18 protein-coding genes are annotated in these 18,992 nt (G+C 61.3%); 10 read left to right on the forward strand and 8 right to left on the reverse strand.

Translation table 11 applies throughout. From position 1 onward, the window contains the following. Window positions 1-7 precede the first annotated feature (7 nt). Window positions 8-421 carry a helix-turn-helix domain-containing protein gene (locus tag ASC90_RS01915; RefSeq protein ID WP_056534764.1) on the forward strand — a complete coding sequence of 138 codons (414 nt, stop codon included), beginning with the start codon at window positions 8-10 and terminating at the stop codon, window positions 419-421. Window positions 422-463: 42 nt separating this feature from the next. On the opposite strand, the gene ASC90_RS01920 is transcribed toward ASC90_RS01915, so the two are convergent. The 6 genes from ASC90_RS01920 to mepA all read right to left on the reverse strand — a co-directional run bounded on the left by ASC90_RS01920 (window position 464) and on the right by mepA (window position 6,444). Next, window positions 464-1,099 (reverse strand): 2,3-bisphosphoglycerate-dependent phosphoglycerate mutase, encoded by a 636-nt coding sequence (locus tag ASC90_RS01920; protein ID WP_056534766.1) that lies wholly within the window; start codon window positions 1,097-1,099, stop codon window positions 464-466. Between the two features lie 21 nt (window positions 1,100-1,120). Further along, entirely contained in the window at window positions 1,121-1,945 is an 825-nt protein-coding gene (gene dapB, locus ASC90_RS01925; protein WP_056534768.1) for a 4-hydroxy-tetrahydrodipicolinate reductase, read from the reverse strand. A 23-nt stretch (window positions 1,946-1,968) separates the two neighbouring features. After that, window positions 1,969-3,756 (reverse strand): ABC transporter ATP-binding protein, encoded by a 1,788-nt coding sequence (locus ASC90_RS01930; RefSeq protein ID WP_056534770.1) that lies wholly within the window; start codon window positions 3,754-3,756, stop codon window positions 1,969-1,971. A 95-nt stretch (window positions 3,757-3,851) separates the two neighbouring features. Beyond that, window positions 3,852-4,877: a glucokinase gene (locus ASC90_RS01935; protein WP_056534772.1), complete on the reverse strand. Its 1,026-nt coding sequence runs from the start codon at window positions 4,875-4,877 to the stop codon at window positions 3,852-3,854. A 32-nt stretch (window positions 4,878-4,909) separates the two neighbouring features. Then, complete coding sequence (locus ASC90_RS01940; RefSeq protein ID WP_056534774.1) at window positions 4,910-5,293, reverse strand: methylglyoxal synthase; 384 nt, start codon at window positions 5,291-5,293, stop codon at window positions 4,910-4,912. A 77-nt stretch (window positions 5,294-5,370) separates the two neighbouring features. Next, window positions 5,371-6,444: a penicillin-insensitive murein endopeptidase gene (gene mepA / locus ASC90_RS01945; protein ID WP_056534776.1), complete on the reverse strand. Its 1,074-nt coding sequence runs from the start codon at window positions 6,442-6,444 to the stop codon at window positions 5,371-5,373. 254 nt (window positions 6,445-6,698) lie between these two features. Here mepA and ASC90_RS01950 point away from each other — a divergent pair, with 254 nt between their 5' ends. The 9 genes from ASC90_RS01950 (at window position 6,699) to ASC90_RS01990 (ending at window position 17,182) form a co-directional block, all read left to right on the forward strand. After that, window positions 6,699-8,537: an extracellular solute-binding protein gene (locus ASC90_RS01950; protein WP_056534778.1), complete on the forward strand. Its 1,839-nt coding sequence runs from the start codon at window positions 6,699-6,701 to the stop codon at window positions 8,535-8,537. A 157-nt stretch (window positions 8,538-8,694) separates the two neighbouring features. Further along, the gene (locus ASC90_RS01955; protein ID WP_056534780.1) at window positions 8,695-9,789 is read left to right on the forward strand and encodes a microcin C ABC transporter permease YejB; all 1,095 of its coding nucleotides are present in this window, start codon (window positions 8,695-8,697) and stop codon (window positions 9,787-9,789) included. Then, window positions 9,789-10,937 carry an ABC transporter permease gene (locus ASC90_RS01960; protein ID WP_056534782.1) on the forward strand — a complete coding sequence of 383 codons (1,149 nt, stop codon included), beginning with the start codon at window positions 9,789-9,791 and terminating at the stop codon, window positions 10,935-10,937. Before ASC90_RS01955 ends, ASC90_RS01960 begins: the two co-directional genes overlap by 1 nt. Beyond that, window positions 10,934-12,571, forward strand: coding sequence for an ABC transporter ATP-binding protein (locus tag ASC90_RS01965; RefSeq protein WP_056534784.1), 1,638 nt, complete (start codon window positions 10,934-10,936; stop codon window positions 12,569-12,571). The genes ASC90_RS01960 and ASC90_RS01965 overlap by 4 nt, the downstream gene beginning before the upstream one ends. A gap of 8 nt (window positions 12,572-12,579) precedes the next feature. After that, a complete protein-coding gene (locus ASC90_RS01970) occupies window positions 12,580-13,533 on the forward strand; it encodes a glyoxylate/hydroxypyruvate reductase A (protein ID WP_056534786.1) in 954 nt (317 codons plus the stop codon). Between the two features lie 94 nt (window positions 13,534-13,627). Further along, window positions 13,628-13,915: a hypothetical protein gene (locus ASC90_RS01975; protein WP_056535221.1), complete on the forward strand. Its 288-nt coding sequence runs from the start codon at window positions 13,628-13,630 to the stop codon at window positions 13,913-13,915. Between the two features lie 151 nt (window positions 13,916-14,066). Further along, complete coding sequence (gene pncB, locus ASC90_RS01980; protein WP_056534787.1) at window positions 14,067-15,371, forward strand: nicotinate phosphoribosyltransferase; 1,305 nt, start codon at window positions 14,067-14,069, stop codon at window positions 15,369-15,371. A gap of 289 nt (window positions 15,372-15,660) precedes the next feature. Continuing rightward, a complete protein-coding gene (locus tag ASC90_RS01985; protein WP_056534790.1) occupies window positions 15,661-16,056 on the forward strand; it encodes an Ohr family peroxiredoxin in 396 nt (131 codons plus the stop codon). Between the two features lie 124 nt (window positions 16,057-16,180). Further along, window positions 16,181-17,182 (forward strand): DUF3095 family protein, encoded by a 1,002-nt coding sequence (locus tag ASC90_RS01990; protein WP_056534792.1) that lies wholly within the window; start codon window positions 16,181-16,183, stop codon window positions 17,180-17,182. 167 nt (window positions 17,183-17,349) lie between these two features. Here ASC90_RS01990 and ASC90_RS01995 read toward each other — a convergent pair whose 3' ends face one another. Then, window positions 17,350-17,850 (reverse strand): MarR family transcriptional regulator, encoded by a 501-nt coding sequence (locus ASC90_RS01995; RefSeq protein ID WP_056534794.1) that lies wholly within the window; start codon window positions 17,848-17,850, stop codon window positions 17,350-17,352. A 153-nt stretch (window positions 17,851-18,003) separates the two neighbouring features. Then, a complete protein-coding gene (gene nrdF / locus ASC90_RS02000; RefSeq protein ID WP_056534796.1) occupies window positions 18,004-18,978 on the reverse strand; it encodes a class 1b ribonucleoside-diphosphate reductase subunit beta in 975 nt (324 codons plus the stop codon). Window positions 18,979-18,992 lie beyond the last annotated feature (14 nt).

Here is an 18,992-nt window from a genome sequence, read left to right on the forward strand (position 1 = left end):
ATACCTTATGGTAACTGTTGTTGATAATGGAACGTTCGATTTTTGCGAAACGCTCACGGACGCACAAGATGCGCTCGCCCGCGAGATGCTGGAGCGCGCCAGCGCGAAGTGGCCGCTAAGGGTGATGCACATACTGGCGGAGGCGAAGGGGCCGTTGCGCTTTTCGCGCGTTCTCGAACGGGTGGAAGGGATCAGCCAGAAGGTGCTGACGCAGACCCTGCGGACGCTGGAGAGCGACGGTCTGGTGACGCGCACGCTCTACCCGCAGGTGCCGCCACGCGTGGAATACGAATTGACGCCGCTTGGCGGCGAGCTTCTGGTGGAGGTCGTGACGCTTTGGCAGTGGATTGCCAATCGCCTGCCGGCTTTCGAAGCCGCCCGTGCGAAGGCGTCTCGGGCGAAGGGCGCGTCAGGGAGCTAGAAGAATGCGCCGCGCCTCCTCGTGAAGCGCGGCGCTTCGATATCAATGCGCGGCGGACATGTCGCCGAGCACTTCCTTGGAAGCGACGGTCGAGTCGGCGTTGAGCTTGTAGACCATGGGAACGCCGGTCGCGAGGTTGAGCGCCAGGATCTGTTCCTTGGTCAGGCGGTCGAGCACCATCACCAGCGAGCGCAGCGAGTTGCCGTGTGCGGCGACGAGCACCTTTTCGCCACGCAGGACGCGGGGCAGGATTTCGGTGAGGTAGTACGGCCAGACGCGGGCGCCGGTGTCGCGCAGGCTTTCTCCGCCCGGAGGCGGGACGTCGTAGGAGCGGCGCCAGATGTGGACCTGCTCCTCGCCCCACTTGGCGCGGGCGTCATCCTTGTTGAGGCCGGAGAGATCGCCATAGTCGCGTTCGTTGAGCGCCTGATCCTTGATCGTCTCGAGGCCCGGCTGGCCGACATTGTCGAGGATGATCGTCAGCGTGTCCTGCGCGCGCTTCAGATCGGAGGTGAAGGCGATGTCGAACTTGATGCCGTAATCGGCAAGCGCCTTGCCGCCGGTGTTGGCCTCCTGAACGCCGAGCTCGGTAAGCTCCGGGTCCTTCCAGCCGGTGAATAGGTTCTTCAGATTCCAGTCGCTCTGGCCGTGGCGAACGAGGACGAGGGTACCGCTCATGAAAATTGCCTCCGAAAGAGATTACTTTGAAGAAAGCCCGAGCACGTCGAGCATGGAATAGAGACCCGGGTTCCTGTCGCGGGCCCAAAGGGCGGCCTTGATCGCGCCGCGCCCGAAGATCGAGCGATCAGTCGCACTGTGCGACATCGTCACCGTTTCGCCCTCGCCGGCGAAGATCACCGAATGCTCGCCGACGACCGAGCCGCCGCGCAGGGTGGCAAAACCGATGGTGCCCTGCTCGCGTGGGCCGGTGTGGCCGTCGCGGACGCGTACCGAATTCAAAGCGAGATCGACGCCCCTGCCCCTCGCGGCCGCGTCGCCAAGCAACAGCGCCGTGCCCGAGGGCGCATCGACCTTGCGCTTGTGGTGCATCTCAAGCACTTCGATATCCCAATCAGCAGGCTCGAGCGCACGAGCCGCCTGTTCGACAAGGACACTGAGCAGGTTGACGCCGAGCCCCATATTGCCTGATTTCACGACGCGGGCGTGACGGGCAGCGGCCGCAATCTTCGTGTCGTCCTCAACGGAACAGCCAGTCGTGCCGATCACATGAACGATGCGCGCCTGCGCGGCCAGGGCCGCAAACTCCACGGTGCCGGCAGGCGAGGTGAAATCGAGAACGCCTTCCGCATGGAGAAAGGCCGCCAGCGGATCGTCGCCGATAATGACGCCATTGGCGCCGAGACCGGAAATTTCGCCGGAGTCCTTGCCTATGAACGGCGAGCCCGGGCGTTCGACCGCGGCATGCAGCGTTACGCCGTCCATGGCGTGGATGAGACGGATCAGCGCCTGCCCCATGCGACCCGCTGCACCCACCACCACCAGCTTCATCGCAGCATCGCTCATGTCAGGCGTCCATCATTTCCGTATCAGTAAATGTCGGAGGCCGCCGGCCTCTGGAGATTGTTCAGGCGAGCGTAGAGCCCGTCGATGCGCTTCGCAAGCGTATCGTGGTTGCCCTCCTCGACCACCCTTCCCTGCTGCATCACGACGATCTTGTCGGCGCGCACCACGGTCGACAGGCGATGGGCGATCACCACAACCGTGCGCCCCGTCATGGCTTCGTCGAGCGCCTTCTGGACGGCGGCTTCCGATTCCGTGTCGAGCGCGGAGGTCGCCTCGTCGAGAAGGAGGATCGGCGCATTGCGCACGAGCGCACGGGCGATCGATAGCCGCTGGCGCTGGCCACCGGACAGCGTCACGCCGTTTTCGCCGACAGGCGTGTCGTAGCCCTGCGGCTGGGCGACAATGAAATCGTGGGCATAAGCAAGGCGGGCGGCGTGCTCGACATCGGCATCCGTCGCATCGGGGCGCCCGTAGCGAATGTTGTCGCGGATCGAGCCTTCGAAGAGATAAGGTTGCTGCGAGACATAGGCCAATTGCTCGCGCAGCGACTGCTTGGTCACATGGGCGATATCCTGGCCGTCGATCAGGATTTCGCCCGCCTTCGGGTCGTAGAAGCGCGGAATGAGCGTGATGATCGTCGACTTGCCGGCACCGGACGGGCCGACGAGCGCCGTCGTCTTGCCGCCGTCGGCCACGAAGCTCACACTGTTGAGAACCTCGTCGTCGCCATAGGCGAAAGAGACATTGCGAAACTCGATCCGGGCATCCGTAACGACCAACGGCTTCGCGTCCGTCGCATCGCGCTGATGCGGCTGCATGTCGAGCAGTTCGTAGATCATGCGCGCATTCACCACCGCGCGCTCCATCTGCACCTGCAGTCGCGCAAGACGGCGGGCGGGATCGTAGGCCAGCAGCAACGCCGTCACGAAGGAGAAAAATCCACCTGGCGGGATGTTCTGGTAGATCGAGCGATAGGCCGCATAGGCAAGGACGCTGGCGACGACAAAGCCCGCGAAGGTTTCCGTCAGCGGCGCGGTGCGCTCGGAGAGGCGGGCGATGCGGTTTGCGCGCTGCTCCGCCGTACGGACCAGCTTGCTGACCTTTGCTTCGAGCTCGCCTTCCATCGTGAAAGCCTTGACGATGGCGATGCCCTGCATCGTTTCCTGCATTGCGCCGGCGACGTGGCTGTTGACGTTTACCGCGTCTCTGGTCGCGGTGCGGAGGCGTTTGGACACGTAGCGCAGCGCATAGAGCAACGGCGGCGCCGTGATGAACACGGCAATGCTGAGCAGCGGATCCTGAAGGATCATCACGCCCAGCAAAGCAACGAAGGTCAAGAGATCGCGGACCGTCGAGGTGATCGTCAGGTTCATCACATCGCGAATACCGCTGATGTTCTGTCCAACCTGGGCGACGATGTGTGCTGACCGCGACTGATTGAAGAAGCCCAACGACAACTTCATCAGATGAGAATAGGCGCGCTGTTGGTAGCGGGCGACGATGTTGTTGCCGATCTTCGACAGGATGACCGCCTGGCCATAACTGGCGAAGCCGCGCAGAACGAAGGCAATGAAGATCGAAAGACAGATGACGCCGACGAGATCGGCGCGGCGATTTGCGAACGCCTCGTTGATGATCGACTTCATGATCCAGGCCGTATAGGCCGTCGACAATGCAATGATGACGAGACAGGCGATGGCTGCCGCATATCCCCAGGCATGCTCGCGGCCGTTTTCCGCGATGATGCGTTTCAAGATGCCGGTGACGCCGTCGCTATTGACCGGTTTCGACTGAATTTTGGGTGATCGCAACAATCGGTTTCCTGTGTCGCGGCGCGCCTGCCTTCATGGCGGGACGCCCTCGCGCGGCTCTATAAAGACTTGGCGACCTTTTGGCTAGAGTGGCTCTAGATGCGCCACCGGCGCCCATCTGTCGATACGCCGAAGCTCTCCGGCTTGCGGGCGAAGGACGACAGTCCGGCCAAAGCCGCCAGTGGATGGGTCACGACGTAGGTCGGAATGGTTGCGAGCAAGGCGGAATGTGGGGCCTTGTCCTCAAATCCGGCACGAAACGCCGGCCAACGCAGTGCCGGAAGGATCTTCTGGGATATGCCGCCGGAAAGAAACACGCCGCCTCGCGCCATGAAGATCATTGCCATGTCGCCAGCGACACGCCCGAGATAGGTCGAGAAAAGCGCGATCGTTTCAACAGCAACCTTATCGGTTCCCGCCAGCGCATGCGAGGTAACGTCCGCAGGATCGACATACACCGGTGCGATGCCATCAGCGGTGCAGATCGCACGGTAGAGATTGACGATGCCGCGGCCGCAAAGAATCTGTTCCGCGGAGATACGTCCCTCGATGGTCTCGAGGTGCGGGAAAATTTCGAGGTCGCGCTCGGTGCGCGGGCCGAGGTCGACGTGGCCGCCCTCGCCGGGAACAGGTATCCAAGCGCCGCGCGCATGAACCAGACCGCCGACGCCCAGACCCGTGCCCGGCCCGAGAACGACCCGCGACGCGATCATGTCGTCGGATGCCGTCCCGAGGCGCTCGCGGTATTCGTCGGCGAGATCGGCAATTGCCAGCGCCTGCGCTTCGAAGTCGTTGACGACAAGCACGTCTTCGAAACCGAGCTGTTCAATCATCGTTTTCGGCTTAACGACCCAGTCGCAATTGGTCAGCGGAATCTCGTCGTCGCTGATCGGACCGGCAACTGCAAGGATCGCCGAGCGCGGCTTCAGGGCGCTCTTGCCAAGAATGCTTGCCCGGATCGCTTCGTCGATGGTGTCGAAATCGGCCGTGCGGACGTTGGGGAAATGAACCTGCTCCGACGTCGCATCCGGAATGATCGAGAAACGGGCGTTGGTTCCGCCAATATCGCCGATCAGGATTGGAAAGGGCAAGGCGGTTTCACTGGTATCGAGCTGGGGCATGACAGGTTCCGTGCGTGCGTTTCAGGCGCTGGTCAGGCGTGTAGATCGGCGATGAGCTTGTCGGCGGTCGCTTCGTTCAACGCCATTGGAATATCATAGACGATCGCAAGCCGCATCAGCGCCTTGACGTCCACATCATGCGGCATCGGCGTAAGCGGATCGACGAAGAAAATCAGGGCATCGACCTCACCGGTTGCGATCAGGGCGCCGATCTGCTGATCGCCGCCGAGCGGGCCGCTCTTCAGACGTGTGACATCAAGATCCGGTACGGCGTCGAGGACACGGCCGCCGGTCGTCCCCGTGGCGACGATTTTCCAGTTCGCGGCCAGCGTGTCCCGGTTGCGGCGGGCAAACTCCGCCATGTCATCCTTCTTCTGGTCATGCGCAATCAATGCAAGGCATTTGCCGCCGGCCATAAAAAGATACCCTCCGTCCGAAATTCAATCGATTTGAGCGCTTCTATACGAAGCGCCTTCCATTTGAAAGACTGCCCTCACTCACCGGACGGCTTGTCATCCGGAACAGGGCCGATCGCAGGCAGCGCATCGCCCGGCGCGGCTGCCGGTTCGGCTGCGGGCGCAACGGTCAAGGCTTCCGCTGCCGACGGGCCTCCGTAGGTAGCAGCGCGCACCGAAGATACCGAAGGCGCCGCGAGAACCGCCGCGCAGGCATTTGGAAGATCCGACACCATGACCTCGCGCGGCTTGACCGGCGGCGTGCCCGGTTTCGGCGGCTTCGGCGGCGCCCAGGGCGCCTTGGTAAACCACCAGGCCAGAGACTTGTCGCAGCCATCGCCGGCTGCAACGGGGGCCTGGGACTTGCACGCGGCGGCACCCGGCGGGCATTTCATGCGGATGTGGAAGTGTGAATCGTGACCGTATTCCGGACGCAGCTTGCCGAGATTGGTGCGATCGCCGGTCCAGGTGTCGCACATCTTCTTCTTGATCGCGGGGTTGACGAATATGCGCTCCACCTGCGGATAACTCGCGGCGCGCATCAACAGCCGGGCATGCGATTGACTCCAGACATCGGGATTGATCGTCAGGAAGGCACCCTTCTGCAGCATCGTCGTGAACGGCAACGCCTCGCGCTCCTGGGCGCTCATGTGGTTTGACGGCATGGGCGTCAGCCAGACGTCCGCATCAAGGCCGATCTGGTGCGAGGCATGGCCGTTGAACATAGGGCCGCCGCGCGGCTGGGCGATATCGCCGACCAGCAAGCCAGGCCAGCCGTCATACTGTGCGGCATCGGCCGAAAGCCGTTCGAGCAGAGCTATCATCGCTGGATTGCCCCAGCGTCGATTGCGCGACAGGCGCATCGCCTGCCAGGTCTCGCCGTCGGTGGGCAGCGCAACGGCTCCGGTCATGCAGCCTTTAGCATAGAAGCCGAATGGCTGTGCGCCACCCTGAGTCGGGAGGGCCACCGAACCGAAGAGCGCTTTCGCGCTGCCGGGGCTCGGCTGTTTTTGCTGCGCATCCACGTCGCCGGCGACGAGACTTGCGCCCAGCGCGCCGGCGAATGCCATTTTGGCGATTGTCTGAAGTGCCTGCGCAATACGGAATGCCATGCCGTTTCCTGAACGTCTGTCGGCCGTGGCCGAGTGATTTGCAGTCGAATCTACCGTGAAAAGCAAATTTGGTGAATCGATGTTTTTGGGCGACGTTGCCATCGTATGTGTGAGAGCTGGCGCCGGACGAGCCGTCGGCCTGACCGGCCGCCCCGGTCACGATTGCGCGAGACGGATAAAAACCCGCGGCTCATCTGTTTTTCGCCCGCTTTTCGCATATTCTCGGCAGAAGCGAAAACAACAGGGGCTGGCGAATGGCGCGTGCGTGGTCGAGACTTGGCTTGGTATTTTCCGTTCTGGGGGCGCTGGCGCTGCCGTTGCAGGCGACCGCGCAGGAGCCGAACTTCCAGATCGGCACGTCCGTCATCAGTGAACTCAAGTACAAGCCCGGTTTTACGCATTTCGACTACGTGAACCCGGATGCGCCGAAGGGCGGCAATCTCAGGCTATCGGCATCCGGCACCTACGACACATTCAATCCGCTGCTTTCCAAGGGCCAAGCCGCTGTCGGCCTGACGCTGCCGTTCGAGACGCTGATGAAATCGGCAGACGACGAGCTGCTCGCCTCCTACGGGCTGCTGGCGGAGGGGCTTTCCTATCCCGACGACGTGTCGAGCGCGACCTTCCGGCTGCGCGCCGAGGCGAAGTGGGCGGATGGCAAGCCTGTTACGCCCGAGGACGTGATCTTTAGCTTCGACAAGGTGAAGGAGCTCAATCCGCTTGCTTCCAACTACTACAAGCATGTGGTGAAGGCCGAGAAGTCAGGCGAGCGCGACGTGACCTTCATCTTCGACGAGAAGAACAACAAGGAGCTGCCCAACATCCTGGGGCAGCTCGTGGTCGTGCCGAAGCACTGGTGGGAGGGCACCGGACCCGACGGCAAACCGCGCGATATCGCCAAGACGACGCTGGAACCGGTGATGGGCTCCGGGCCCTACAAGATCGCGGCTTTCTCGGCAGGCGCCACGATCCGCTACGAGCTGCGCGACGACTATTGGGGCGAGGACCTGAACGTGAACGTCGGGCAGAACAATTTCGGCTCGATCACCTACACCTATTACGCCGACCGCGACGTGGAGTTCGAGGCCTTCAGGGCCGGTAACAGCGACTTCTGGCAGGAGACGCTCGCGGCGCGCTGGGCAACCGGCTACGACTTCCCCGCCGTCAAGGAAGGGCGTGTGAAGAAGGAGGACGTCCCTAACGCACTGCGAGCCACCGGCATCATGCAAGCAATGGTGCTGAACACCCGCCGCGACGCGTTCAAGGACGAGAAGGTGCGCGAGGCGCTGAACTACGCCTTCGACTTCGAGGAGCTGAACCGCACCGTCGCCTTCAACAGCTACAAGCGCATCGACAGCTATTTCTGGAATACCGAACTCGCCTCCTCCGGCCTGCCTCAGGGGCGCGAACTGGAGATCCTGAACGGCCTCAAGGACAAGCTTTCTCCTTCGGTCTTCACCACCGCCTATTCCAACCCAGTCGGCGGCGACCCGCAGAAGAGCCGCGACAACCTGCGCACGGCGATCAAGCTCCTCAAGGAAGCGGGCTGGGACATCAAGGGCAACCGCATGGTCAACGCCCAGACCGGCAAGCCGATGAGCTTCGAGATCCTGCTCTCCAGCCCCGTCTTCGAGCGCTGGGCGGTGCCCTACACCAACAATCTCAAGAAGATCGGCATCGATGCGCGGGTGCGCACCGTGGACGCCTCGCAATATACCAACCGCGTGCGCAGCTTCGACTACGACGTGATATGGAACGTGTGGGCCGAAACGATGAACCCCGGCAACGAGCAGGCAGACTACTGGGGATCGGGCTCCGTCAACCAGCAGGGCTCGCGCAATTATTCCGGCATTTCCGACCCTGCGGTCGACGCGCTGATCCGCATGGTGATCTTCGCGCCCAACCGGGACGAGCAGGTGGCGTCGATCAAGGCGCTCGACCGCGTGCTGATGGCGGGCCACTATGTCGTGCCGCTCTTCTACCGCGATACGCAGTCGATCACCTACTGGAACACGATCACCCGGCCGGCCGAATACCCGACCTACGCGACCGGTTTCCCTGATGTCTGGTGGTCGTCTGCCGCCAAGAAATGAGCGGACTTGCATTGGCCTGACGGCTGGGCTCCAAATGGGCCTACCGAATCACTTCGGACCATGATCAGCGCCGGGAGGGACCGGCAGAGGAAGGCTAGGGATTGAGCGGCGATAGACTGGACAGCCTACGACAGAACTCCCCGGAGGCCGCTCGCTGATGGGAGCCTATATTCTTCGCCGCCTGCTTCTGATGATACCGACGATCATCGGCATCATGGCCATCTCGTTCACTGTCATCCAGTTCGCGCCGGGCGGTCCTGTCGAGCAGGTGATCGCGCAGCTGACCGGCGATGCACAGGGAGCGGATGCCCGGCTTTCCGGCGGTGGCGGCGACCTAATGGGTGGCGGCGGCCTCGACGAAGGCGGTTCGAAATATCGCGGCGCGCAGGGCCTCGATCCGGAACTCATCGCCAAGCTCGAGAAGCAGTTCGGCTTCGACAAGCCGCCGCTGACGCGGTTCGGCGAGATGATGTGGAACTATATCCGCTTCGATTTCGGCGAGAGCTTCTTTCGCAATACGTCCGTGCTCGACCTGATCAAGGACAAGCTGCCGGTATCTGCGTCGCTCGGCATCTGGATCATGATCTTCTCCTACGGGATCTCCATCCCTCTCGGCATCCGCAAGGCGGTCAAGGACGGTTCGACCTTCGACGTCTGGACCTCCGGCGTCATCATCATCGGCTATGCTGTGCCGAGCTTCCTGTTCGGCATCCTGCTGATCGTGCTGTTTGCCGGGGGGTCGTTCTACGACTGGTTTCCGCTGCGCGGTCTGGTGTCGGACAATTTCGATCAGCTTGCCTGGTGGCAAAAGCCACTCGACTACTTCTGGCATCTGACGTTGCCGCTGATCTCGCTGTCGCTTGCGGCGTTCGCGACGACGACGCTTCTGACGAAGAACTCCTTCATCGAGGAGATCAAGAAGCAGTATGTCGTGACCGCTCGCGCCAAGGGACTGAACGAGCGCCAGGTGCTCTATGGCCACGTCTTCCGCAATGCCATGCTGATCATCATCGCCGGCTTTCCCGGTGCCTTCATCTCGGCCTTCTTCACCGGCTCGCTGTTGATCGAAAACATCTTTTCGCTCGACGGGCTGGGACGCCTCGGCTATCTCTCTGTGGTCAACCGCGACTATCCGATCGTGTTTGCGACGCTCTACATCTTCTCGCTGCTCGGCCTGTTCGTCAGCCTGATTTCGGATCTCATCTACACCTGGATCGATCCGCGCATCGACTTCGAGCGGAGGGACGTCTGATGGACACCGCCGCCAATCCGACGACCGCAACCCCGGTCAAGCCGCCGCGCAAGGGCCTGCGGTCGCCGACCAATGTCCGCCGCTGGAAGAACTTCAAGGCGAACCGGCGCGGCTACTGGTCGCTCTGGCTGTTTCTGGTGCTGTTCGTTCTCTGCCTGTTTGCCGAGTTCCTCGCCAACGACCGGCCGATCGTCGCCTCCTACAAGGGCGAGATCCTGTTTCCCGTGCTGATCGACTACCCGGAAGAGAAGTTCGGCGGGTTCCTCGCCGAGACGGACTACCGCTCCGATGTCATTGCAGACGAGATCAACGCCAACGGCTGGATGATCTGGCCGCCGATCCGCTATTCCTACCGCTCGGTGAATTCCAATATCCCGCACTCGGCACCGACGCCGCCTTTCTGGATGATGAGCAAGGAAGAGCGCTGCTCCGGCTATCCGCAGGGCGTCAACGATCCCAACTGCACGCTGAGCAACCTCAACTGGCTCGGCACCGACGACCAAGCGCGCGACGTGCTAGCCCGCGTCATCTACGGCTTCCGCATCTCGGTGCTGTTCGGACTGGTGCTGACGATCTGCTCGGCGGTCGTCGGCGTCACCACCGGCGCCATCCAGGGCTATTTCGGTGGCTGGACCGATCTTTTGATGCAGCGGTTTATCGAGATCTGGTCGTCGATGCCGGTGCTGTACATTCTCCTGATCATCGCCGCCATCCTGCCGCCCGGATTCTTCGTCCTGCTGGGAATCATGCTGCTGTTTTCCTGGGTCGGCTTCGTCGGCATCGTGCGCGCCGAGTTCCTGCGCGCCCGCAATTTCGAGTATGTGCGCGCCGCCCGCGCGCTCGGGGTCAACAACCGCACGATCATGTGGCGCCACCTGCTGCCGAACGCGATGGTGGCGACGCTGACCTTCCTGCCGTTCATCCTCTCCGGCTCGATCACCACGCTGACGTCACTCGACTTCCTCGGATTCGGCATGCCGCCGGGGTCGCCTTCACTCGGGGAGATGATCGCCCAGGGCAAGTCCAACCTGCAGGCGCCGTGGCTCGGCCTGACAGCCTTCTTCACCATGTCGATCATGCTGTCGCTGCTGATCTTCATCGGCGAGGCCGTTCGCGACGCATTCGATCCAAGGAAGACGTTTCAATGAGCGAGGCTCCTGAGATCCTGCTGTCCGTTCGCGATCTTTCGGTCGCCTTTCACCAGGGCGGAGAGACATCGGTGGCCGTCGATCATATCTCCTTCGACATCAGGAAGGGGGAGGTCGTTGCTCTGGTCGGCGAGTCCGGATCGGGCAAATCCGTTTCCGCGAACTCCATCCTGCGCCTGCTGCCCTACCCCTCTGCCAGCCACCCCTCCGGTGAAATCATCTTCAAGGGAAAAGACCTGCTGAAAGCATCGGACAAGGCGTTGCGCGAAGTGCGCGGCAACGACATCACGATGATCTTTCAGGAGCCGATGACGTCGCTCAACCCGCTGCATTCGATCGAAAAGCAGATTGCCGAAATCCTCGAGTTGCATCAGGGCGTGACCGGCCATGCGGCGCGCAAGCGCGTTCTGGAACTGCTGAACCAGGTGGGCATCCGCGAACCGGAAAAGCGTCTGAAGGCTTACCCGCACGAGCTTTCCGGTGGCCAGCGCCAGCGCGTGATGATTGCCATGGCGCTTGCCAACCGGCCAGAACTGCTGATCGCCGATGAACCGACGACGGCGCTAGACGTTACGGTGCAGGCGCAGATTCTGGAGCTGCTGCGACAGCTGAAAGGACAACATGGCATGTCCATGCTGTTCATCACCCACGATCTCGGCATCGTGCGCAAATTCGCCGATCGGGTTTGCGTGATGACCAAGGGCAAGATCGTGGAGACGGGGACCGTCGAGGAGGTCTTCAGCAATCCGAAGCATGAATACACGCGCCACCTGCTTGCATCCGAGCCGCGCGGCGAGCCGCCGCTTGCCGATACCTCCAAGCCGATCGTCATGCAGGGAGACGACATCCGTGTCTGGTTCCCGATCAAGGCGGGTTTGATGCGCAGAGTGGTCGACCACGTAAAGGCGGTCGATGGCATCGACCTGTCGCTCAGGGCCGGGCAGACCCTCGGCGTGGTCGGCGAATCCGGTTCGGGCAAGACGACGCTCGGGCTGGCGCTGACGCGACTGATCTCTTCGCAGGGCCGGATCAGCTTTGTCGGCCGGGACATAGCCGACTATTCGTTTACCGAGATGCGCCCCCTGCGTAACCAGTTGCAAGTGGTGTTCCAGGATCCCTACGGGTCACTCAGCCCGCGCATGTCGGTCGGCGACATCATTGCCGAGGGCCTCAAGGTGCACGAGCGGTCGTTCTCCTACGAAGAGCGTGACCAGCGCGTCTGCTGGGCGCTGGAAGAGGTCGGCCTCGATCCGCTGACCCGCTGGCGATACCCGCACGAATTCTCCGGTGGCCAACGCCAGCGCATCGCAATTGCCCGTGCCATGGTGCTGAAACCGCGCTTTGTCATGCTTGATGAGCCGACATCCGCCCTTGATATGAGCGTGCAGGCCCAGGTCGTCGATCTGTTGCGCGACCTCCAGAAGAAGCATGACCTCGCCTACCTGTTCATCAGTCACGACCTCAAGGTGGTGAAGGCTCTCGCCAACGACGTCATCGTTATGCGCTTTGGCAAGGTGGTGGAACAGGGGCCTTCCGCCGAAATCTTCGGCGCGCCGAAGGATGACTATACCAAGGCGCTGATGGCTGCGGCCTTCAACATCGAGGCGGTGCCGACCCCCGTCGTTCAACAGTAAAGAAGACCATGCCAGCTCCCGTTCTCATCGACCTCAAGTTCAATCCCGAGGGCGTCGCCCGCATTCTGAAGACCGCCTTTGCAGATCGCGGCAGCATCAATCTCGCCGATCCAGCCACCAAGGGCCGCGACCTCAGCGGGATAGACTATGCCCTGCTCTGGAAACCCGATGCCGACCTCTTCGAGCGCGCGCCGGACCTGAAGGTGATCTTCTCGGGCGGCGCCGGGGTCGATAGCTTCATGAACCTGCCGGGGCTTCCCGATGTGCCTATCGTGCGATTCGTCGATCGCAGCCTGACGACGCGGATGAGCGAGTGGGTCGTGATGCAATGCCTGATGCACCTGCGCGAACAACACAAGCACGACCTGCACCAGCGGGAACGGACGTGGGGCAAGCTGATTCCTCCGGAAGCGGCGGAGATCACGGTCGGCGTCATGGGTCTTGGTGTTCTTGGGCAGGATGCCTTGCGGAAATTGAAGGTCATGGGATTCAACGTCATCGGCTGGTCGAGAACCCGCAAGAACCTGGACGGTGTCGAAACGTTCGATTCGGCGGAACTGGACACCTTTCTCGCGAAAACGGATTTTCTCGTCGGCCTGCTGCCGCTGACGCCGGAAACAACCGGCTTCTACAATGCCCGGCTCTTCGCCAAACTTCGTCAGGGCGGTGCGCTCGGCAAGCCGGTCTTCATCAACGCCGGACGCGGCAGGAGCCAGGTCCAGCCCGACATCGTTTCAGCGATCGAAAGCGGCATGCTCGGCGGCGCCTCGCTCGACGTGTTCGAGGTGGAGCCTCTTCCGGCCGAGGATCCCTTGTGGTCGCTTGAGAACGTCTTCATTACCCCGCACGATGCAGCCGTCTCGGAGGAGAGCGCCCTCTTCCGCCATGTCGACACGCAGATTTCCCGGTTTGAACGCGGCGAAGCGCTGCAGTTCGTCGTCGACCGCCAGGCGGGCTACTAACGCCGGCAGGAACCATGGAGCCATGAATTCGTTTGCTTCGGATGGTTCTGAGCGCGGGCCTGCATCGGGCCGCGACATTCAGAAGGAGACGAGCATGGCTCAGAATATGGAACCACTCCGGGAACCGATCGATCGCGAGCAGCCTGCCGAGGAACAGATTTCCCCTGTGAAGGCAAGGCAGGGCGGCACCGGAAAGAGAATCCTGACGCTGCTGATCGTTGCGCTCGTTCTTGCCTTCCTGGTGTGGATTCCGGTCGAAATCTGGGGTCAGCGCCAAGCCGACGAAGTAGCACCTCAGCAGCCTGGCCAGCAGCTTCAGTCTGAGCAGCCGGCTTCTCAGAACGGCAAGCGAGCGACGACCACTCCTCCTCCGGTCCAATAAACCGCAGGACAGAGGCCCAGCCGCTCATGGTGGCGGGGTTTTTATTTGGACTGGACATTATCGGCTGTTTTTTCGATAAGAAAGCGCACGAGCCGGTCACAGCGTGCCGGCTTCGACCGTGCCCTGACCGGATTGGGATGGGGTGGAGTTGATGGCCAAGACCGATATCGCACGACGCGTGTACAATCACGCCTGGAAGCTCGATCCCATTGTCCGAAGCCTGATCGACACCGACTTCTACAAGCTTTTGATGCTGCAGATGATCTGGAAACTCTACCCGGATGTCGACGCCAGCTTCACCCTCATCAACCGGACCAAGCGGGTGCGCCTCGCCGATGAAATCGACGAAGGCGAACTGCGCGATCAGCTTGACCACGCGCGCTCCCTGCGGCTTTCGAAGAAGGAAACCATCTGGCTGGCCGGTAACAGCTTTTATGGTCGTGCGCAGATCTTCGAACCCGAGTTCCTCGCCTGGTTCTCTCACTTCCAGCTGCCCGAGTACGAACTTTCCAAGCGCGACGGGCAATATGTGCTCGATTTTCACGGCTCGTGGAAAGAAACCACGATGTGGGAGATTCCGGCGCTCGCCATCATCAACGAACTCAGGTCTCGTTCGGCAATGAGGGCGCTCGGCCCTTTCACCCTGGACGTGCTCTATGCGCGCGCCAAGGCCAGGATGTGGTCGAAGGTAGAGCGTCTGCGTGAATTGCCGGGGCTTCGCATCTCCGATTTCGGCACACGACGGCGGCACAGCTTCCTGTGGCAGCGCTGGTGCGTCGAGGCGCTGAAGGAAGGCATCGGCCCGGCCTTTACCGGCACCAGCAATGTCCTGCTCGCCATGGATTCGGACCTGGAAGCGGTCGGCACCAACGCCCATGAACTGCCGATGGTGGCTGCCGCGCTGGCGCGAACCGATGCGGAACTGCGGAACGCTCCCTACAAGGTGCTGCGCGACTGGAACAAGCTTTATGGCGGCAACCTCTTGATCGTGCTGCCCGACGCATTCGGCACGACCGCGTTCCTGCGGGATGCACCGGAATGGGTGGCGGACTGGACCGGGTTCCGCCCCGATAGCGCTCCGCCGATCGAGGGTGGCGAGAAGATCATCGAGTGGTGGAAGAAGATGGGACGCGATCCGCGCCAGAAGCTGCTGATCTTTTCGGACGGCCTGGATGTCGATGCGATCATCGATACCTACAAGCATTTCGAGGGCCAGGTGCGCATGAGCTTCGGCTGGGGCACCAATCTGACCAATGATTTCGCCGGCTGTGCACCGACGGAGATTTCGGGCCTCAACCCGATTTCCATCGTCTGCAAGGTCAGTGATGCCAACGGCCGGCCGGCCGTCAAGCTTTCCGACAATCCCCAGAAGGCGACAGGCGAGCCCGACGAAGTCCAGCGCTATCTGCAGTTCTTCGGCACCGAAGACCGCGTCGACCAAGCTGTGATCGTCTGACGCGGGTCACGCGGGCAGACCGCGCGTTGCCGTTGACGCAGCAGCGATGAAAGATCGCTGCCTTAGTCCAGCAGTATTCCGCACCGGTCCGGCTGGAGCGGGCCACGCGTTGGCCTCCTGTTGCGTGTTTCCGGCCAGCAGCATCATTCATGACGGAACCGGGAATGGGTCGCTGCGCGAATAACTCGTATCCGATTAAATCGGAATCATGTTGACAGGTCCGCTCGACTGAAGTATTTAACTCGCATCCGATATAAACGGATCCGATTTAACAAGAAAGGACTTCACCATGACCGAGAAACTTCTCTTCACCGGCAAGACACACAACACTGGCGGCCGGGACGGCGGTACCCGCAGCAGCGATGGCCTGCTGGACATCAGGCTGAAGCAGCCCCATCCCGCCGCCGAGAATCTCTTCGGAGCCGCGTGGTCGGCATGTTATATTGGAGCCATCGAACTCGCCGCTTCCCAGAGACACGTCAAGCTTCCGGCAGGTCCAGAGGTCGATGCCGAAATCGATCTGAATGTCGATGATGGCTCCTATTTCCTGCGCGCCCGCCTCAACGTCAGCCTCAAGGGAATCGACCCCGAGGTTGCGCGCGAACTGCTCGATGCAGCACACGGCATCTGCCCCTACTCCAAGGCAATCCACGGAAACATCGACGTCGAAACAAACCTGATCTGAATTCGAACCGCCGAACCTGCCAAGGCAGGTTCGGCGCGGTCGGACAAACGCAATGCGAACCGGCCCGCAACGGTAAGCCATGAAGCCGAGCCGCCAAATTGTCCGCCGATCTGGAGAATATCCAATGACCGACACTCAGCCACTGCCGTATGCGTACAGCGATTTTTCGCTGGTGCTTGATCCCGCGATCTATGAGCCCCTGCCCGATGACTGGCTGATCGGGATCACGGATGTGGTCCATTCCACCGCAGCGATCGACGCGGGGCGCTATGAAGACGTCAACTACGCAGGCGCATCCGTCATCGCCGCCCTTGGCAATGCCTGGGGGACATTCGATTTCGCGTTTGTGTTCCGTGGCGACGGTGCAGCCTTCGCTTTGCCGCCACACGGTTTGACGACGGCAACATCGGCACTACGGCAGGTCTCGGCGTTCGCACGAACCAACCTGGATCTGACGCTTCGAGCCGGGTTGCTGCCGGTCAGTGAAATACGCACCAGCGGCCGCGATGTACGGCTTGCGCGATACGCGGCCTCGGAAAATGCGACCTATGCGATGTTCGCCGGTGGCGGGCTCAAATGGGCGGAGCAGCAGATCAAGAGCGGTCGGTACCTCGTAGAGCCGCTCAAGAATGCGCCGATGCCTGACCTGACGGGACTGACCTGTGATTGGAAACCCTTTCCCAGTCAGCACGGTGCGATCCTGTCGCTGCTGGTCGAACCCCGAGAGCATGGCAGCCCGGAAGCCTTCGCTGTTCTAGCCAGGCGGGTGCTTGCGGTTTTCGACACCACACCACGCCGATCACACCCTATCCCGAAAGACGTACCCACTCCCAAGGATAGCGAGAGGCATATCGATCCGCAAAGCTGGGCAGAGGTCACGTCCAACTCGGACTTCCGCAAGTATGATGACGGTTTGCGCCTCACGTTGGACTGCACAAGCGAACAGATCGAAACAGTGGAAGCGATGCTCCTTGAGGCCAAAGCTCGCGGTGAAATCAGCTTCGGACTGCATCGCCAGTCTCACGCACTGATGACCTGCCTGGTGCCGTCGGGAAAGCCGGATTCGCATCTGCATTTCCTGGATGGAAATGGTGGCGGATATGCCAAAGCTGCTGAGATGATGTAGGCTTCCAACTCCATCAGGGTGTCACGCGGGCGGGATGTACCGTGCTCTGGCGCACAGCGGCGGACGACGTCGCCCGATCTGAGGGCATCACCCATCAACGAAGCATTGGCCCAACCCTGAAACGCCGTCGCCGTCTTCCACGGACGGCGACGCTGGTGCGATCGCGATTACTTCTCGGATTCACCTTGCGTGGCACGCAGGAGGTTGTCGCGCAGCCTCACCACTGATTTCTGCACGACAGGAAAATCGTCTCCAAGCCCCGTGGCCGCGAGCAGCGATGCCGCGGGATCCGTGGCAAGAAGACTGCGGCCGGCGGGCGTCAGGCTCACGCGGACCTGCCGTTCGTCGGCAGGGTCGCGTTGACGGCGGACGTAACCGATGGACTCGAGCTTCTTGAGGATCGGCGTCAGTGTGTTGGATTCCAGGAACATCATTTCGCCAAGCGACCCAACCGTGTGATCGTTCTTCTCGGAGAGGGCCACCATGGCGATGTATTGGGTGTAGGTCAGACCCAGGGCATCGAGGATCGGCTTATAGGCGCGACCAAAGGCCAGATTCGCCGAGTAGATTGCGAAGCACAGGAAATTTGAAAGCTTCCGGCCGTCGCCGGATTGCAACGAGTCGGGATCGGTTATATCTGATCCCGCGGCCGATTGGGATTTGGGCATATACATATCCTAACCAATACCTTGAGTGCTTCAACCTATATAAATCGTATCCGATTAAATCGCAATAGCTATAATGGGGCGCCGCACAGCAATCGTAGCGAGCGCCCGCTGGGACCAAGGGAAAGTAGGAGCGGGACCCCTTTCTGCCGAAGTTCAGAAGTTCCAGTCCTCATCTTCCGTCGCCACCGCCTTGCCGATGACGTAGGATGAACCAGAGCCCGAGAAAAAGTCGTGGTTCTCGTCGGCATTCGGCGAGAGAGCCGACAGGATCGCCGGGTTGACCTTACACGCCTCCGGCGGGAACAGCGCCTCATAGCCGAGATTCATTAGCGCCTTGTTGGCGTTGTAGTGCAGGAACTTCTTGACGTCCTCGCTCAAACCGACGCTGTCGTAGAGTGCCTCGGTGTATTTTGCTTCGTTGTCATAGAGTTCAAGCAGCAGGTCGAACGCGAAGTCCTTGATCTCGTCGCGGCGCTTTTCGTCAAGCCGCTCCAGACCGCGCTGAAACTTGTACCCTACGTAATAGCCGTGCACCGCCTCATCGCGGATAATGAGCCGGATCATGTCAGCGGTATTGGTCAGCTTGGCACGGCTCGACCAGTACATCGGCAGATAAAAGCCGGAGTAGAACAGGAAGCTCTCGAGAAAGACGCTTGCGACCTTCTTCTTCAATGGATCGTTGGAGGCATACTGCTCCATGATCAGCGCCGACTTCTTCTGCAGGAACTCGTTTTCTTCCGACCAGCGATAGGCATCGTCGACGTCCGGCGTCGAGCACAGCGTCGAGAAGATTGACGAGTAGGAGCGAGCGTGGACTGCCTCCATGAAGGAAATGTTGGACAGAACCGCCTCTTCATGCGGTGTCACGGCATCGGCCATTAGCCTGACCGAGCCGACGCCGTTCTGGATGGTGTCGAGGAGTGTCAGGCCGGTGAACACACGGATGGTGAGCCGCTGCTCTTCCGGTTTCAACGCCGCCCAGGACGGAATGTCGTTCGACAACGGCACCTTTTCCGGCAGCCAGAAGTTTCCCGTCAGACGATTCCAGACTTCGAGGTCCTTGTCGTCGTCGATGCGGTTCCAGTTGATGGCGCGCACGCGATTTGCCGGCTTGATTTGAATGTTCATCGAACTATCCTCGT

It is taken from the genome of Rhizobium sp. Root1220 (assembly GCF_001426265.1).
Classification (GTDB): Bacteria; Pseudomonadota; Alphaproteobacteria; order Rhizobiales; family Rhizobiaceae; genus Rhizobium.

Coding starts and splice junctions, on each gene's coding strand:
- ASC90_RS01935 (WP_056534772.1), bottom strand. CDS start 4,877: ATGCCCCAGCTCGATACCAGTGAAACCGCCTTGCCCTTTCCAATCCTG.
- ASC90_RS01920 (WP_056534766.1), bottom strand. CDS start 1,099: ATGAGCGGTACCCTCGTCCTCGTTCGCCACGGCCAGAGCGACTGGAAT.
- ASC90_RS01965 (WP_056534784.1), top strand. CDS start 10,934: ATGAGCGAGGCTCCTGAGATCCTGCTGTCCGTTCGCGATCTTTCGGTC.
- ASC90_RS01990 (WP_056534792.1), top strand. CDS start 16,181: ATGACCGACACTCAGCCACTGCCGTATGCGTACAGCGATTTTTCGCTG.
- ASC90_RS01970 (WP_056534786.1), top strand. CDS start 12,580: ATGCCAGCTCCCGTTCTCATCGACCTCAAGTTCAATCCCGAGGGCGTC.
- ASC90_RS01995 (WP_056534794.1), bottom strand. CDS start 17,850: ATGCCCAAATCCCAATCGGCCGCGGGATCAGATATAACCGATCCCGAC.
- ASC90_RS01940 (WP_056534774.1), bottom strand. CDS start 5,293: ATGGCCGGCGGCAAATGCCTTGCATTGATTGCGCATGACCAGAAGAAG.
- dapB (WP_056534768.1), bottom strand. CDS start 1,945: ATGAGCGATGCTGCGATGAAGCTGGTGGTGGTGGGTGCAGCGGGTCGC.
- ASC90_RS01950 (WP_056534778.1), top strand. CDS start 6,699: ATGGCGCGTGCGTGGTCGAGACTTGGCTTGGTATTTTCCGTTCTGGGG.
- ASC90_RS01975 (WP_056535221.1), top strand. CDS start 13,628: ATGGCTCAGAATATGGAACCACTCCGGGAACCGATCGATCGCGAGCAG.
- ASC90_RS01955 (WP_056534780.1), top strand. CDS start 8,695: ATGGGAGCCTATATTCTTCGCCGCCTGCTTCTGATGATACCGACGATC.
- ASC90_RS01960 (WP_056534782.1), top strand. CDS start 9,789: ATGGACACCGCCGCCAATCCGACGACCGCAACCCCGGTCAAGCCGCCG.
- ASC90_RS01915 (WP_056534764.1), top strand. CDS start 8: ATGGTAACTGTTGTTGATAATGGAACGTTCGATTTTTGCGAAACGCTC.
- nrdF (WP_056534796.1), bottom strand. CDS start 18,978: ATGAACATTCAAATCAAGCCGGCAAATCGCGTGCGCGCCATCAACTGG.
- mepA (WP_056534776.1), bottom strand. CDS start 6,444: ATGGCATTCCGTATTGCGCAGGCACTTCAGACAATCGCCAAAATGGCA.
- pncB (WP_056534787.1), top strand. CDS start 14,067: ATGGCCAAGACCGATATCGCACGACGCGTGTACAATCACGCCTGGAAG.
- ASC90_RS01985 (WP_056534790.1), top strand. CDS start 15,661: ATGACCGAGAAACTTCTCTTCACCGGCAAGACACACAACACTGGCGGC.